Raw genomic sequence first — 16874 nt, 5'->3', positions numbered from 1 at the left:
GTAGATTACTGTTTTATTTTTTCAAGAATCTTTTTTTTAAATCGTTTTTTGCTTTCATTTTTTTAAAATTTGGATTCTGTTTTTTCACAAATGAATGAGATTTTAATTTTTAATCCTTTTTATGATTCGAAAATTTGTCTTATAATTGTAAGATATGTCAGAAGAAAATATATTTCACGTATTGGCTTTACTCCGTGTTGAAGGTGTGGGGGATATTATGGCCAAAAAGCTACTTACCCATTTTGGAACTGCCGAAAATGTTTTGAATGCCAAAGCCTCACAGCTTGCTGCCATTGATGGGGTAGGAACTGTTTTGCTCAAAAACTTTAAGGACAAAAGCATTTTTGAAAAAGCCAAGCAGGAGATGGATTTCATTCAAAATAACAACATTGAGGTGCTATGTTTTCAGGACCATAACTACCCGGATCGTTTAAAACACTGCATCGATAGCCCAGTTTTATTGTTTTCGTCTGGGAATATCAATTTAAAAAACCGAAAAATAATCAGTATTGTTGGCACTCGCCAAATAACTTCTTATGGGACAGAATTCTGCCGGAAATTAATTGAAGATTTGGCGCCTTTGAACCCAATAATTGTCAGCGGTTTTGCTTATGGTGTGGATATCGTGGCGCACCAACTGGCGATGGACCATGATTTGCAGACGATTGGAGTTGTTGCCCATGGCCTAAACCAAATTTACCCCAAACCGCATAAAAAGTATGTAGCCAAAATGGAACAGAATGGTGGTTTTATGACCGAATTCTGGAGTACCTCCAATCCTGATAAAGAGAATTTTGTACGTAGAAATCGTATTGTTGCCGGAATGACCGAAGCCACGATTGTCATCGAATCTGCAGATAGAGGAGGTTCACTTATCACTGCGAATATGGCCAATGATTACAACCGTGATGTTTTTGCGGTTCCGGGTCGCGTTACCGATAAATACAGCCAGGGATGCAATAATCTGATCAAAACCCAAAAGGCCAATGTGCTTACTAGCGCAGCCGATTTGATTTATATGCTAAATTGGGATATTGAAAAAGAAGCCAAACCCGTTCAAAAACAATTGTTTGTCACCCTCGACGCTGACGAACAAAAAGTGTATGATTATCTTTTGAAAACAGGAAAAGAACTAATGGATATTATTGCTCTGCACTGTGATTTTCCCATTTACAGAATTTCGGGTTTATTGCTCAATATGGAATTGAAGGGCGTTATAAGGCCTTTGCCTGGCAAAATGTTTGAGGCGGTTTAAAGGTTTGGTGTATTTAAAATAGTTGTAGGAGTAGGATCATTTTCCTTAATCCTGTTTCTGCATATTTTTTCAATTTCTAAAACATTGGTAACTCCCGAAATGTGCAGAATATCGGGTACATATTCATCGGGTTTGTTTTTTCGGCTTACCATTTTACCAGTTCGTAGTTCCATTGAAATGTCTTCTTTTTTACTATTTATTTCCATATTCCCAGAGAATTGTTCCCAGTCATAGGATTTAATAGTTCCTTTGCGATAGTGAATGAGCCTGTTTTCTGTGCCTACAAAATATCCGCCTTTTTGAAATAAGGAGTAAAATCCGCTACACAAAATGACAATCCCTACTACAACAAAAAGACCAATTATTAAAGAAGGAACAAGCATTGGTTCAAAATTATCCCAACTAGCAGTTGTCGGTTCATCGTTTACTTTAAAATGAACTTCTTCGCCCTTAAAAATCGGGCCTAAAAACGCAACAACAAAAATACTGATGAAGGCAGACCATATAATTCCAAAACCAATAATTCCTAAGGATTTATTTAAAGGTTCTTTTCTCTTGGCAAGGATTGAAAAATCAATTTTTTCTGTTCCGATAACCGATCTTAAATCTGTTGGCAATGTTTGAATAGTGTTCAATTGTTTAATTAGTTAGGTTAGCAAATTTATGAGCAGACTGCTTTTATTGTTCTAAGTTAATTGATATCAAAACAAAATATTTATACAGCAATTATAACAAAAAAATTCAAACAAAAAAATGCAGCCATTAAAAAACAGCTGCATCTTTTATAAAAAACTAATTGTACTTATTTTAAAGCCTTAAAAAGTATCTCAACAGGGTGAAATGCTTTTCGGCTTGTTCCATCGCTAATTTGGTGTCTGCAGCTCGTTCCTGAGGCAGAAATCAAAGTGGCTTGCTCTTCTGAACGGATAGTTGGAAATAATACCAATTCTCCTATTTTCATCGAAATATCATAATGTTCTTTTTCGTATCCAAAAGATCCCGCCATACCACAGCATCCGCTTGGGATATTGAGTACGGTATAGTTTTGTGGCAACATTAGGATTTTTTTAAGCGGCACTAATGAAGACAACGCTTTTTGGAAACAGTGGCCATGCATACGAACTCTTTCTGTATTATCTGTGAATGAAGCAGAAGAGATTCGGCCTTCGTCTAATTCTTTGGCCAAAAATTCTTCAATAAGCATTGCTCTACTTGAAAAGACTTTTGCTTTTTCTTTAAAATCACCACGGCATAAATCTGGATATTCATCACGGAACGACAATATAGCAGAAGGTTCGATACCAATTAAAATGGCATTTTCCGGCATTTCTTTGGCGAAAGCCTGTATATTTTTTTCGGCTATTTCTCTAGCTTCTTTCAGCATTCCTTTCGAAAGATAGGTTCTTCCACTGATACCAATTTCAGGAACGACAACTTCATAACCCAAACGGTTAAAGAGTTTTACAGCAGTTTGACCGATTTCGACATCATAGAAGTTCAGGAATTCATCGTTGTACAAATAGACTTTCCCCTGAATGAAATTCCCCGTTTGTCTGTAGCTTTTGATCCATTTGGCAAAAGTGATTTTGTGCATTAGCGGCAACGATCTTTCGGTTGCAAAACCGGTTGAACGTTTCATAATGTTTCCTAAGATTCCTTTGGAACCAAAATTATACAACCATGGTAATGAGGAAAATAATTGATTGATTTTTGGCGTGTTACCAATTAATTTCGAACGAAATTTCACTCCGTTTTTATCGTGGTATTGCTGTAAGGTTTCCGCTTTAAGCTTCGCCATATCCACATTGGAAGGGCATTCGGATTTACATCCTTTACAGCTCAAACATAAATCAAGCACTTCCAGCAAACCTTCATCATCAAATTTGTTTTCTTTGGTCGAATTGGTGATGGTTTCTCTCAAGATGTTGGCTCTGGCGCGAGTGGTGTGTTTTTCATCACGAGTTGCCATATAACTTGGACACATAGTACCGCCGCTTTTCTCAGTTTTTCTGCAGTCTCCCGATCCGTTGCACATCTCGGCAGCACGCACGATACCATTATGTTCGGAGAAATCAAAATAGGTTTCCGGCATTGGAGTGTCCTGACCTGGAGTATATCTCAGACTAGTGTCCATCGGAGGTGTATTTACCACTTTCCCAGGATTAAAAATTCCCCAAGGATCCCAAGTATTTTTCACTTGGATAAACATTTGGTAGATTTCTTCTCCCAACATCAGTGGAATAAATTCACCACGAAGTCTTCCGTCACCGTGCTCTCCGCTTAGAGAACCTTTGTATTTTTTAACCAAATGGGCAATATCTGTAGCGATAGTTCTGAAAAGTGCTGCCCCTTCTTTGGTTTTTAGGTCAATGATAGGGCGAAGGTGTAATTCTCCTGTCGCTGCGTGGGCATAATGTACACAGCTTAGATTTCGCTCTTTTAAAATGGCATTGAAATCTTCGATAAAATCAGGTAAATCATTAACATCAACTGCAGTATCTTCAATAACGGCAACCGCTTTGGCATCGCCGGGAATATTAGACAATAATCCCAATCCTGCTTTTCTCAGGTTCCAAACTTTATTGGTGTCTTCGCCCCAAACAATCGGGAAGTGGTAACCAAGGTTTTTGGAACGCATCAGCTCTTCCATTTCTTGGGCGGCCTGAATAATTTCTTCTTTTGAGTCCCTTAAAAATTCAACAACCAAAATCGCCTGTGGATCACCTTCCACAAAGAATCTATTTTTGCTCTGCTCGATATTTTCTTTAGTACATTCAAGGATATAATGGTCGATTAACTCAACACTGTCCGGCTTGAATTTTAAGGCTTCCAAGTTGGCTTTCAACGATTCGTTGATGCTATTGTGGTGTACGCAGACCAAACCAGCGAAAGGTTTTAGTGCATCAACCAAATTCAATTTAATTGCAGTCGAAAAGAACAAAGTCCCTTCGGATCCTGCTATTAATTTGCAGAAATTAAATTTCTCGGTCGGATCGCCAAAAGGCTGACTATCTGCTAATAAATCCAACGCGTAACCTGTATTTCTTCTCGGAATTGATTTTTTAGGATAATTTTCGTCGAATAAAGCTCTGTTGGCTGGTGACGACAATAATTCTTTGGTTTGAACATAAATAGCTTGTTCCAATGGGCTTGCCACATTGATACCGTTGCATTTATCTTCAAATTCGGCATTGGTTAAAGCGCCAAAAGTTACTTCATTTCCATCTGCCAAGAAACCTTTAATTTCAAGTAAATGCTCACGAGTTGAACCATAAATTACGGATCTTGCGCCACAGGCATTGTTACCCACCATTCCGCCAATCATGCAGCGGTTACTGGTTGAGGTTTCAGGGCCAAAGAATAATTTATAGGATTTTAAATGTAAATTCAGTTCGTCACGAATCACTCCAGGTTCTACCCAAGCCGATTTTTCGACAGGATCAACAGAAAGGATTTTGGTAAATTCTTGTGAAATATCAACCACGATTCCATTCCCAACAACTTGTCCAGCAAGAGATGTTCCGGCTGCACGAGGAATTACGCTGCTTTTGTTTTCTCTGGCAAAAGCAATGATTTTTTGAATATCTTCCTTCGTTTTTGGAATGGCTACTGCCAACGGCATTTCTTTGTAAGCACTTGCATCAGTGGCATAAAGCGTACGCATAGTGTGGTCGTACAGTAATTTTCCATCTAATTGCTTTTCAAGACTTTCAAGGTTCATTTTGGTGATTTTTGATTTAAAAAATTTCAGCTTATGGATTTCGGTAATTTGAAATCTATAAGCTGAAATCTAAAATTATTTAGTATAGAATTCTATATCTGATTGTATTTGGAATCTTTTTTAATTTTTTCTCCAAATCTTTGTTGTGGAAATTATCAATATCGGTAATTACATATCCCAAAGTTTCGTTGGTTTTCAGATATTGTCCCAAAATATTGTTATCGTACTCTAAAAGTATATTGTTGATTTGAGCCAAAATACCTTTCACATTTTCATGGATGTGCATGATTCTGTGGGCACTTTGAAGTTCAGGAAGCTGAATTTCAGGAAGGTTAACGCTTCCATAAGTCGTACCAGTATTGATGTAATTGATTATTTTGTTGGCAACATAATGTCCGATGTCTTCTTGTGCTTCTTCTGTACTTCCTCCAATGTGCGGTGTCAATATTACATTTTTCAAACCTTGTAATTCAGATACAAAGGGCTCGTCGTTGTTTTTTGGTTCGTATGGGAAAACATCGACAGCAGCTCCGTGAATTTTACCGCTTTTTAAGTTGGCTACCAATGCTTCAATATCAACTACGTGGCCTCTTGAAAGGTTCAAAAAGACAACACCTGGCTTCATGTAATCAAAAGCATCGGCATCGATTATGTTTTTATTACTTGCGCGTCCGTCAACGTGTAAAGAAACAACATCCGAAAGCGATAATAATTCTTTTAAAGAAGAACATTTTTTTGCATTTCCAAGAGCCAATCTGTCAACAGCATCGTAGAAATATACTTTCATTCCCAATGCTTCGGCTACGATAGAAAGTTGTGATCCAATACTTCCGTATCCAACCAAACCTAATTTTTTACCACGAATTTCAACACTGTTTGTGGCCGATTTGTCCCAAACACCTTCGTGCATCAATTTGCTTTTTTCGAAAGTATTACGAACTAGCATAATGATTTGTCCTAAAGCCAATTCCACAACAGATCTAGTGTTACTGTACGGCGCGTTGAAAACCGAAATCCCTTTCATGCTACAAGCGTTCAAATCCACTTGATTCGTTCCGATACAGAATGTTCCAACAGCGTGCAATTTATTAGCATGCTCTAAAACTTTCTCAGTAACGTGAGTTTTTGAACGGATTCCAAGTATTGAAACTCCTTTTATTTTTTCGATCAATTCGTCTTCAGACAAAGATCCTTTGATGGTTTCTACATTATAACCTTCGTGTTCAAAGATTTTAACAGCATCTTGATGAACGTTTTCCAATAACAAAACATTAATCCTGTTTTTTGGATAGGAAACGGAAGCTTTATATGATAGTTCATAAAGGATTTCGTCCAATGAAGGTGCTATTTGATTGGCTTTTTCTACCACAATCTTGCGGCTTACATTTTCAGTAAAAGCAAAAAACTTACTTACTGCTCCACCCTCAAGGGTTTCATAATCAGTATAACCGTCACCAATCATTATAGCTTCTCCTTGAAGGTTTAATGATTTGATTTTTTTTACTTTTCCTTGGTTTTCACACAATTCATCTTTTTCGTCAAAACCAATTATTTTGCCGTCATGGTCAAATTTGAAAGTATTGGCTAAAACATGCTCTGGTTTGATACCGTATTCCTGAACAATTGGAATGATAATTTCCTTAAAACCGTTTGAAATGATGTAAATATTATCGGAATGTTGTTTAAAAAAAGTTCTATTTCTAATTACTGAAGCTGTTACTTTCTTTTTTAATTCTTCAATTACACTTCCTATGTGGTCTCTATTGGCCTGTAATAATTGGATTCTTTTGGTCAAAGATTCTTTTAAGGACAATTTACCTTCCATTCCTAGGTCGGTTAATCGTTGAATTTCACTTAATATTTGAACCCCTGCGGCACTATCTTCGTAAATTACTTCGCATAATACATCAAGTGCTTCGACTTTTATAAAAGTACTGTCAAAATCGAATATAAATGTTTCCTGATTTTCTGTCATCTTTTTTGTGTTTGTCACAAATAAAAATTATTTGTAAATTTTTTGCACAAAGATAAACCCTCGATTGTTATTCTGAAAATATATTGGTATAATACTAGCCAGTTTAACGATAATTGAGGTTATTGTTATAAATAGTCTTTTTGACGGGACATTATTAAATTTAATCTTCAAAAAGCAATTTTAAATTTTATTTTATTTATTTAAAAATGACTTTTTCAATACGGATTTTTGCAATATGAGAGTTATATTTCTTAAAAAAGACAATAACTTGTCGTAATCCAACCCAAAAAACGGTGAATTTGACAAGTTATTGAATTGTTTTTTGCTTCTAATTTTGCAATTTCACATCAGTGCTTTCAAAAATTTTATCGGCAGATGAAGCTACAAATCCTTGGTATAAATTACCGTCAGGCATAGCGTATCGCAAGGCAAATTCGTAATAGCAAGATGGAATTTCAATTGAGCCTTCTTCAAAAGTAATTGTGTATAAATCTGCTAATGTGCTGGATTGTTCTAAAAATTGTTCAGGAGTTCCCTTTATTTTTCCACCTGAAGCATTAAGTTTCCACCCGTTTGCTTCTAAGAAATCGTTCAATTCTTCTAGTTTTTCAAAATGCTTTAGCGCATTTACACTAATCGTAAAATGATTGGCACGAAAGCCATAGATATACATCCAAGCTGCATATTCTGATTCTTCCAAAAGAGATTTGTAAATCGCCTGTGAATCTGATTTCCAAAAAGTGCTGTTTAGAGCCAATTCAGGATGATTAAATTCGTTAGGATCGCAATCATCCAGTAATTTTTTAACCGTGTTTTGTAACGATTCGGAACATTTTTCTAACTCTAATTCGGATATAAAAATTCTTGGCGCATCTTTGTCTGTAGTATGTTCATAGTGTTTGGCGAATAGTTTTTTGGATTCAAAAACATATTCTCCACGGGCTTCGTATCCAACATTTACGAAAATTTTTTCTAATACAGAGATGTTAACTCTAGGGTCATTAAAAGTACGAATCGCAATGTGGTCATTTTGAATCGTTTCGCCTTTTTCTTCTAATAAAGTATGTATTTTTTTTGCAGATGGGGTTATTTCAGCATATTGTTCCCATAGTTTCGAAAGCAGTTGATTTTTGTCCATTTCTGTCTGTGTTTTTAAATTGTAAGAATGACACAAAACTAGATAGAAATCTGTTGAACTAACATAATGTTGATTCGATTATTTATAAATAGACATATTTGAATAATATTTATGTAATTTTGACAGTTTTAAAACTGTTTTTTGCTTTAGAATTGTCAATGTTATAGTTTTCAACCAAATAGTTAAGTGATGTTAAACACCAAAAACAACGAAAATACTGATTATTTAGACCAAGAAATCATCAGAAAGCTGAGTGAGAACGGAAGAATTCCATATTCTGAATTAGCCAAAGAATTAAAAGTATCGAATTCTTTGGTGCATTTACGTGTAAAGAAATTGCAGGAATCGGGTGTAATAGCCGGTTTTTCAGTAAAATTGAATGCGAAAGCCAATGGTTTTGAAACCATTACCTATACCGGAATCGCTACCAAAGAAGCTCGTTTTGCCTATTCAATAGCCGAGCAACTCAAATTGATTCCCGAGATTGTGGAATGCCATTGGGTTTCGGGCAAATATGCTTTGTTTATCAAGATTGTTGCGGCCAATAACGAAGAGTTGCGTAAAATCATCTACGAACAAATTCACATTATAGAAGGAGTAGGAGGTACGGATTCGTTTATTTCTTTTGGGTCGGCTTTTGAGAAAAACTTGCCGATACAATAAGGATTTTAAACACTGTAATAGTCAGAAAAAAAGGAAATGGATAGATATCTAGAAACTTTTGAAACTTGGAATAAAGTTGCCAAATTATACGAAGATAAATTTATGGATTTGGACTTGTATAATGAGACTTATGACAAGTTTTGCAAACTGTTACCGAAAAACAATCCATCAATTTTAGAAATTGGCTGTGGCCCAGGAAACATAACAAAATATCTATTGAATAAAAGACCTGATTTCGAAATTTTAGGAATTGACATTTCACAAAATATGATTGATTTGGCAAAAATAAATTGTCCAAATACCAAATTTGAAGTGATGGACAGTAGAGAAATTGATAATATTAAAACAAAATTTGATGCAGTTGTTTGTGGATTTTGCTTGCCTTATTTATCAGAATTTGATATTAAAAAAATCATTGGCGATTGTAAAAATTTATTAAATGAAAAGGGAATACTATATTTAAGTTTTGTAGAAGGTGATAAAGACAAATCGGGTTATCAAAAAGGAAGCAGTGGTGACAGGACCTATTTTTATTATCACAACACAGAAAACTTAACAAATCAATTGAAAGCAAACGATTTTGATAATCTGAATTTTATGCTAATAAATTACCAAAAAAACGATAAAACTAAAGAGACGCATACAATCATAATAGCAGAAAAATTAGCGAAAGATAAAGATTAGTTTGGTAATATATTGGCTTCTTAATTTGCTACACCATTAAGTTAAAAAACGAATTGCACTAATTAGCACGAATCTGTTCGAGCTAATTAGTGCAATTCGTTTTGTTTGTGGAAATTTTATCTAAACCTCAAATCCTAATTTCTCTCTTACTCTTGCCAAAACTCCATTGGCAACAATACTGGCTTTTGCAGCTCCTTTTTTCAATAAAGCATCTACTTCTGGAAGATTGTTGATGTAGTAGTTGTATTTTTCTCTTTCGGTTTTAAATTTTTCAACGATCAATTCAAACAAAGCTTGTTTGGCGTGGCCGTATCCATAATTACCCCCTAAATAGTTGGCTCTCATCGCTTCGATTTGACTTTCGTTTGCCAATAATTTATACAAAGTAAAACAGTTGCAGGTATCAGGATTTTTTGGAGCTTCAAGTGGCGTGCTGTCAGTTTCAATACTCATGATTTGTTTGCGCAAGGCTTTGTCATCCAAGAAAATATTGATAAAGTTATTTGCGGATTTACTCATTTTTCCACCGTTCGTACCAGGAATCAACATGCTGTCTTCTTGAATTTTGGCTTCAGGTATCACAAAAGTTTCCCCCATTTGGTGGTTGAAACGGGATGCCACATCACGGGTAATTTCTAAATGTTGCAATTGGTCTTTTCCAACGGGAACAAATTGAGCATCATATAATAAAATATCAGCAGCCATTAACATTGGATACGAAAACAAACCGGCATTAACATCATCCAATCGATCTGATTTGTCTTTGAAAGAGTGTGCCAATGTCAAACGTTGGAAAGGGAAAAAACAGCTCAAATACCACGATAATTCCGCTGTTTGTGTCACATCGGACTGGCGGTAAAAAATCACTTTTTCAATATTCAAACCACAAGCCAACCATGCAGCTGCGGTACTATAAGTGTTGGCTCTTAGTGTGTCGCCATCTTTTATTTGTGTAATTGAATGCAAATCGGCTATAAAAAGGAAAGATTCGTTTTCTGGTTTATTCGACAGTTCAATTGCAGGTATAATTGCGCCCAATAGGTTTCCTAAATGCGGAGTTCCTGTACTTTGAACGCCTGTAAGTATTTTTGCCATTTTTATTTATTTAAATCTCGTATGATTGTATGGTGATGTAATATTTGACCGCAAAGTTAATTCTTTTGCTAAATTTTCCGCAAGTTTCCTTACTTTTGACTTTATGAAAAGTGTAAAAAAGATATTTTGGGCCGTTTGGCGGGTTTGGTTTTATGTGGTTATGCTCATACCCATCCTGATTATGCTTCCTTTTTTGGTAGCTTCCATATTGACTGAAAGAGGTTATCCATATTTCTTTAAAATGTCCCGCATTTGGGCCAAATGTGTGCTTTTTGGTATGGGTTTCTATTATAAAATTGAGAAAGTCCAAAAATTGGATCGCAAGAAAAGTTATATGTTTGTCGCCAACCATACTTCGATGTCGGATATTATGCTAATGCTTGCTTCAGTGGACAATCCTTTTGTTTTTGTTGGGAAAATGTCGCTTGCCAAGATTCCGTTGTTTGGGTTTTTCTATAAAAGAACCAGTATTTTAGTGGATAGAAGCTGTTCTAAAAGCAGAATGGAAGTGTTTAATGAAGCTCAAAAAAGAATTGATAGAGGATTAAGTATCTGCATTTTTCCAGAAGGGGGAGTGCCACATGATGAGTCAATATTTTTGGATCATTTCAAGGACGGTGCTTTCCGTTTGGCTGTAGAGCATCATTTGCCCATAGTTCCGCTTGTATTTCCGGATAATAAGAAGAGGTTGTCGTACACGTTCTATAGTGGCAGTCCAGGTCTAATGCGTGTTAAGATTTTGCCTTTGGTTGAAACGGTTTCGGATAAGGGAGAACCATTGGACAGAAAGGAAGTTCGTGAACACGTACGTAACTTAATTTATGATGAATTAATGGCTTTCAAAAAGCTGGATGAATCTAAAATAAGTAAATAAAAAAGACCGTCTCGTTTTTTGGAACTAGACGGTCTTTTATGTTTTTATGCTTCGGCTAATTCCTTGATGTGATTTTTGATTTTCACTTCCAGTTCATCAGCCAATTCTGGATTGTCTTTAATCAATGTTTTAACTGCATCACGGCCTTGCCCTAGTTTGGTATCACCATAACTGAACCAAGAACCCGCTTTTTTGATAATTTCAAACTCTACGGCAAGGTCTAGTATTTCTCCAGTTTTGGAAATTCCTTCACCGTACATAATGTCAAATTCAGCTGTTTTAAATGGTGGTGCCACTTTGTTTTTAACGACTTTTACTTTAGTTCTGTTACCCAAAACATTCTCACCGTCTTTAATCTGTGTAGAACGACGGATATCCAAACGTACCGAAGCGTAAAACTTCAAGGCGTTACCACCGGTAGTAGTTTCTGGATTTCCAAACATTACACCAATTTTCTCTCTCAACTGGTTGATGAAAAACACAGTACAATTCGTTTTGCTGATCGTTCCCGTCAATTTTCTCAATGCTTGAGACATTAAACGAGCGTGAAGACCCATTTTGGAATCTCCCATTTCACCTTCAATTTCACTTTTTGGTGTCAATGCAGCAACCGAGTCAATAACCACGATGTCAATCGCTCCAGAACGAATCAGGTTTTCGGCAATTTCAAGTGCTTGTTCCCCGTTATCCGGTTGCGAAATGATTAGGTTTTCGATATCAACTCCTAATTTCTCAGCATAATTTCTATCAAAAGCATGCTCAGCATCAATAAAAGCAGCAATTCCTCCCGCTTTTTGAGCTTCTGCAATTGCATGAAGTGTCAAAGTCGTTTTACCAGACGATTCTGGTCCGTAAATCTCTATAATTCTTCCTTTTGGATATCCACCAACTCCCAAAGCCAAATCAACTCCCAAAGACCCAGATGAAATAGTTTCCACTTCCTCTATGGCTTTGTCCCCCATTTTCATTACAGTTCCTTTTCCGTAGGTTTTGTCTAATTTGTCAAGTGTAAGCTGCAACGCTTTCAACTTAGCTTCTTTCTCTGAACTGCTTTTTTCTTTCATCTCTATTTCTTTTGTTTATTCGGTTTTTCCTTTATTTTCTTCAAAATAAGGGATCGTTTTTATATAATTTTCGTAAAAATACTTCTTTTTTTCGAAGTAGCAAAAGTTGTTTTTTTTATCATTTTTGGATAAGGAAAAATGTCGTTATGTTAAGGATTTCTAGTTAGTTTTTTTCTAAATTTAACTCTCGCCAAGACGCGAAGGCGCAAAGTTCAGAGTCAATATCTTTGCGTCTTCGCGTCTTGGCGAGAATAAAAAAACCTTAACTTAACGATATTTCCCTCACACATTCGCATTCCGACTTTAGAACGGCAAAATTCAATTTCAATGACAATTTAAAAATCAATGTATTAATTAACTATTTCCCAGTAAAGACAGCTTTTCTTTTCTCCAAAAATGCTTTAGTTCCTTCGTTGAAATCTTCGGTTCCAAAACACTTTCCAAAGTTTTTGATTTCGGTCTCATAACCGTTCTTTCCTTCGGTATAATTTGCATTGATAGCTTTTATGGCCCTACCAATGGCAAAAGGAGAGTTTTTCATTATTTTTTGGGCAATTCCAGTGCAAAATTCGATTAATTCGGCTTGTGGAACTACGTGATTCACTAGTCCGTATTGTTTGGCTTCGTCGGCAGTTATCATTCCTGCGGTCATAATCATTTCCATTGCTCGGCCTTTACCAACCAATTGCGGTAAACGTTGTGTACCTCCGTAACCCGGAATCACTCCAAGAGAAACTTCTGGAAGTCCCATTTTGGCATTGTCTGAGGCTACTCTAAAATGACAGGCCATAGCCAATTCCAATCCGCCTCCCAATGCAAATCCATTGATGGCAGCAATAACAGGAGTTTTTAGGTTTTCAATATAATTAAATAGCAATTCTTGCCCCTGAAAAGCCAGTTGCGCTCCTTCTTCGATTGTAAAATGAGCAAATTCCGAAATGTCTGCACCGGCGACAAATGCTTTTTCGCCAGTTCCCGTAAGTATGATAATTTGAATTTCTTTGTTTTTACCCAATACTTTTATGGCTTTGTGCAAATCATTAATCGTTGCAATGTTCAAAGCATTTAGTTTGGTTGGTCTGTTAATAACAACGGTTGCAATGTTGTTTTCAATTGTAATTAAAAGATTGTCGTAGTTCATTGTGTTTAGTTATGAGTTAATGATGGGTAGGGTAACGGTAAAAATAGTTCCTCTTCCAAATTTAGATTCAAAGGTAATTGTTCCGTTGTAGTTTTCGATAATGTTTTTTATTATTCCAAGCCCCAAGCCCATTCCGCTGTTTTTGGTAGTGAATTTGGGTTCAAAAATGTTGTTGATATGTTCAGGATTTATTCCAGTTCCATTGTCTTTTATAGTAATGATGACTTCTTTTTTTATTCTTTCGATGGTAACCAATATCATTTTGGTTTCTTGATCTTCTGGAATGGCCTGTATGGCATTTTTAACCAAATTCGTAATCACTCTAATGAGCTGTGTACGGTCAATTTTGGAAATAATATCTTTTTCGGAACACTCAAAAACAATATAATCTTCATGAAAAATATCTAGGGTGAGTTCTACCACTTCTACGACATTCAATACTTCATTTTGTTGGGCAGGCATCGAAGCAAAATCAGAAAAGGCTGAAGCAACGGCACTCATCGTGTCTATTTGCTGAATTAAGGATTCAGAGAAATCGTTTAGTTTCTGTTTGATATTTGGGTCTTCTGGGTGAAATTTTCTCTGAAAACTCTGAATAGTAAGTCGCATTGGCGTTAGCGGGTTTTTGATTTCGTGAGCCACCTGTTTGGCCATTTCCCTCCAAGCTAGATCTCGCTCGTTTTGAGCCAGTTTTATGGTGTTTCTTTCGAGTTCTTCAATCATCCTGTTGTAGGCATGCAACAGCATGTTAATTTCTTTAATTTTGGCCGAAAAAGGAATTTTTTCGTTCTTTTGGTTCAAACTGGTATCCCTTAATTTTTCGGCAAAATCATAGATGGGTTTGGTGATAAAGGAAGAAAGGAGATAAGCCAATCCAAAAGCCAAGGCAATCATGAGCGCATATACCTGTGCTAAGCTGACCAAGAAATCGTTTAATTTCTTTTCATAATAGCCATCATCGGGAACACTTGGTAACTTTAGGATTCCAATGGGTTTGAATTTTTTGTTTTTTATGAGACTGTAGGAAGAACGATATTTTATGCCATTAACGGTTTTGACTTCGACAAATCTTTTGTCTATTGAAGTATTGACCAAACGAACGATGAATTTCGATACTATCGGGGATTTTGTCGTTACAAAAAAGGATTCTTTGGAGGATTTTAATAATTTTCCGTCTAGGGAATAGATCTGTATTTCAGTATTTTGAATATCGGATATTTCGTGAATTTTGTCTTTAAAGATTAATTTGATGTTGTCATCCGTCAAGGGATAAGTGGTATTGGAAAGCATATAATTAATATGCTTTTTCACATAAAATTCCATACTTTCAATTCGCTTTTGATTGTACTCTTTGGCGATGCTTTTATATTGAAAGACGGAGATGGTTATGAGCAAAAGAGAGGTTGCAATGATCAACACAACCATTGAGAGAAAGATTCTAACACGTAATGAAATTATAGGAATCTTAAAGTTTTTAAGCATATTTTTTTAAGTATTCAGTGTTCGGTTTTTAAGTATTCAGTTAGTAACTTGTGTTCAGTGTTTCAGGCATTAACCCAACATCTGAATACTAAATACTGATTACTGCTTACTATTTCGCTCTCTAATCCTTTTGTAAAATTTAAAACCTAGCATAATGGTAATCGAAAATACGAAAATACCGATTACTCCATAAATCCAGTTAACGGCATTTTTTAAAATTACTAAAAACACAACAGCGAATAAAATGATAGTGGCAACCTCATTCCACAAGCGCATAAAATTGGTGGTGTATTTTACTTCGTCTCTTTGCAATTGACTAAAAATCTGCTGGCATTTCAAATGATATAAATATAGCACAAAAACAAAGCCAAGTTTTACATGCATCCATGGCATTTGTAGCCAAGCATTGCCCATTGGAGTAAAAAACAGCATCCAAAATGCAAAAATACTAGTCAAAACAGCACTTGGCCAAGTAATAATGTACCACAGTCGATAACTCATTATTTTGTATTGCTTTTGCAGAATTTCTTTTTCTGGCGAAGGTTTATCGGCGGCTTCTATTTGGTACACAAATAACCGAACGATATAGAATAAACCAGCAAACCAAGTGATTACAAAGATGAGATGTAGGGATTTTAGGTAATTATAATATTCCATATTTTTTGTTTAAAGCTCAAAGTTTAAGGTTCAAGCTCGTTATATAACTTTAAACCTTAAACTTTTAAACATTTTTATTTAGCCCAATCATTAATCCAATTTCCAACCGTTTCACACCATTCATCATCATCATTCAAACAAGGAATTGCTAAGAAATTTTGACCACCTTTTGCTTCAAAATCTTCTTTGGCACGCATTGCAATTTCTTCCAATGTTTCTAAACAATCTGAAACAAAAGCTGGAGTTACAACAGCCAGATTTTTAATTCCTTTTTCGGGCATTTTATCAATTTCGACATCAGTATAAGGTTCAAGCCATTTATCTCCTGCTAATCTGGACTGAAAAGTCAGACTGTATTTATCTTCAGGAAGATTTAGTAATTTAATCACTTGTTTGGTCGTTTCGTAACACTGATGGCGGTAGCAAAAATCATGTGCCGGAGATGGCGTGTTACAGCAGGAACCGTCAATTTTGCAATGTGATTTGGTTACATCGGTTTTGCGGATATGGCGCTCTGGAATTCCGTGGTAAGAGAACAGCAAATGATCGTATTCAAATCCGGATAAATGTTTCTGAATCGAGTCGGCTAAGTTTTTAATGTAATCGGGTTTGTTGTAAAACGCAGGAACATCAGTAAACTTCATTTGTGGAAATTTCTTCTTGCGGATTTCTTCGGCCTTGACCAAAATTGTTAAAGTGGAAGCCATAGCATATTGCGGATACAAAGGAAAAAGCAAAACTTCTGTGACACCTTTGTCGTTCAATTCCTGAAGTCCTTTTTCAATAGTCATGCTACCATATCGCATAGCCAGCGCCACAGGAACATTAACTAATGGCTGTACTTTTTTATGCATTCTTTCAGAAAGGACAACCAATGGAGAGCCTTCATCCCACCAAATTTTTGCGTAAGCATGCGCAGATTCTTCAGGTCTTTTTCGCAAAATAATACCGCGAACCAATAATGCTCGCAACAAATACGGAACATCAATCACGTATTTGTCCATTAAAAATTCATCTAAATAGGGTTTTACATCTTTGGGTGTTGGGCTTTCAGGTGAGCCTAAGTTTACTAATAATACGCCTTTCATATATAGTTTAATTTTTGCCAAAAGTATAGAAAGCAAC

Annotated in this window: 14 protein-coding genes; 4 read left to right on the top strand and 10 right to left on the bottom strand. The window is 35.9% G+C overall.

Annotated elements, in window-relative coordinates; genetic code table 11:
- The first annotated feature begins 154 nt into the window (after positions 1–154).
- On the top strand, positions 155–1255 hold the full coding sequence (dprA, locus tag B0E44_RS08155; RefSeq protein ID WP_077372799.1) for a DNA-processing protein DprA: 1101 nt from the start codon (positions 155–157) through the stop codon (positions 1253–1255).
- Here dprA and B0E44_RS08150 read toward each other — a convergent pair.
- The 4 genes from B0E44_RS08150 to B0E44_RS08135 all read right to left on the bottom strand — a co-directional run bounded on the left by B0E44_RS08150 (position 1252) and on the right by B0E44_RS08135 (position 8089).
- The gene (locus B0E44_RS08150) at positions 1252–1890 is read right to left on the bottom strand and encodes a hypothetical protein (RefSeq protein WP_077372796.1); all 639 of its coding nucleotides are present in this window, start codon (positions 1888–1890) and stop codon (positions 1252–1254) included. The two genes, dprA and B0E44_RS08150, sit on opposite strands and share 4 nt — an antisense overlap.
- Positions 1891–2057: 167 nt before the next feature.
- Entirely contained in the window at positions 2058–4976 is a 2919-nt protein-coding gene (locus B0E44_RS08145) for an FAD-binding and (Fe-S)-binding domain-containing protein (protein WP_077372792.1), read from the bottom strand.
- Between the two features lie 79 nt (positions 4977–5055).
- Positions 5056–6951 (bottom strand): phosphoglycerate dehydrogenase, encoded by a 1896-nt coding sequence (gene serA / locus B0E44_RS08140; protein WP_077372789.1) that lies wholly within the window; start codon positions 6949–6951, stop codon positions 5056–5058.
- A gap of 328 nt (positions 6952–7279) precedes the next feature.
- Positions 7280–8089 carry a DUF1338 domain-containing protein gene (locus B0E44_RS08135; protein WP_077372785.1) on the bottom strand — a complete coding sequence of 270 codons (810 nt, stop codon included), beginning with the start codon at positions 8087–8089 and terminating at the stop codon, positions 7280–7282.
- Positions 8090–8278: 189 nt separating this feature from the next.
- On the opposite strand from B0E44_RS08135, the gene B0E44_RS08130 reads away from it, so the two are divergent.
- A complete protein-coding gene (locus tag B0E44_RS08130) occupies positions 8279–8752 on the top strand; it encodes an Lrp/AsnC family transcriptional regulator (RefSeq protein ID WP_077372782.1) in 474 nt (157 codons plus the stop codon).
- Between the two features lie 36 nt (positions 8753–8788).
- The gene (locus tag B0E44_RS08125) at positions 8789–9436 is read left to right on the top strand and encodes a class I SAM-dependent methyltransferase (protein ID WP_077372779.1); all 648 of its coding nucleotides are present in this window, start codon (positions 8789–8791) and stop codon (positions 9434–9436) included.
- Positions 9437–9556: 120 nt separating this feature from the next.
- Here B0E44_RS08125 and trpS read toward each other — a convergent pair whose 3' ends face one another.
- The gene (trpS, locus tag B0E44_RS08120; protein WP_077372776.1) at positions 9557–10531 is read right to left on the bottom strand and encodes a tryptophan--tRNA ligase; all 975 of its coding nucleotides are present in this window, start codon (positions 10529–10531) and stop codon (positions 9557–9559) included.
- Between the two features lie 103 nt (positions 10532–10634).
- Here trpS and B0E44_RS08115 point away from each other — a divergent pair, with 103 nt between their 5' ends.
- Positions 10635–11405: a 1-acyl-sn-glycerol-3-phosphate acyltransferase gene (locus tag B0E44_RS08115; protein ID WP_077372830.1), complete on the top strand. Its 771-nt coding sequence runs from the start codon at positions 10635–10637 to the stop codon at positions 11403–11405.
- A 44-nt stretch (positions 11406–11449) separates the two neighbouring features.
- Here the strand turns inward: B0E44_RS08115 and recA are convergent, their stop codons facing one another.
- From recA to hemH, 5 genes are all read right to left on the bottom strand, one after another.
- A complete protein-coding gene (gene recA, locus B0E44_RS08110) occupies positions 11450–12469 on the bottom strand; it encodes a recombinase RecA (RefSeq protein ID WP_077372773.1) in 1020 nt (339 codons plus the stop codon).
- 358 nt (positions 12470–12827) lie between these two features.
- Positions 12828–13610 carry an enoyl-CoA hydratase/isomerase family protein gene (locus tag B0E44_RS08105; RefSeq protein ID WP_077372770.1) on the bottom strand — a complete coding sequence of 261 codons (783 nt, stop codon included), beginning with the start codon at positions 13608–13610 and terminating at the stop codon, positions 12828–12830.
- A gap of 9 nt (positions 13611–13619) precedes the next feature.
- Positions 13620–15035, bottom strand: coding sequence for a HAMP domain-containing sensor histidine kinase (locus B0E44_RS08100; protein ID WP_077372767.1), 1416 nt, complete (start codon positions 15033–15035; stop codon positions 13620–13622).
- 156 nt (positions 15036–15191) lie between these two features.
- Positions 15192–15749 (bottom strand): CopD family protein, encoded by a 558-nt coding sequence (locus tag B0E44_RS08095; RefSeq protein ID WP_077372764.1) that lies wholly within the window; start codon positions 15747–15749, stop codon positions 15192–15194.
- 74 nt (positions 15750–15823) lie between these two features.
- The gene (gene hemH / locus B0E44_RS08090) at positions 15824–16837 is read right to left on the bottom strand and encodes a ferrochelatase (protein ID WP_077372761.1); all 1014 of its coding nucleotides are present in this window, start codon (positions 16835–16837) and stop codon (positions 15824–15826) included.
- Between the last annotated feature and the right edge of the window lie 37 nt (positions 16838–16874).

The sequence above is a fragment of the Flavobacterium sp. A45 genome, assembly GCF_002001005.1.
In the GTDB taxonomy this organism is placed as follows: domain Bacteria; phylum Bacteroidota; class Bacteroidia; order Flavobacteriales; family Flavobacteriaceae; genus Flavobacterium.
This window is presented reverse-complemented; position numbering and strand designations above follow the sequence as displayed.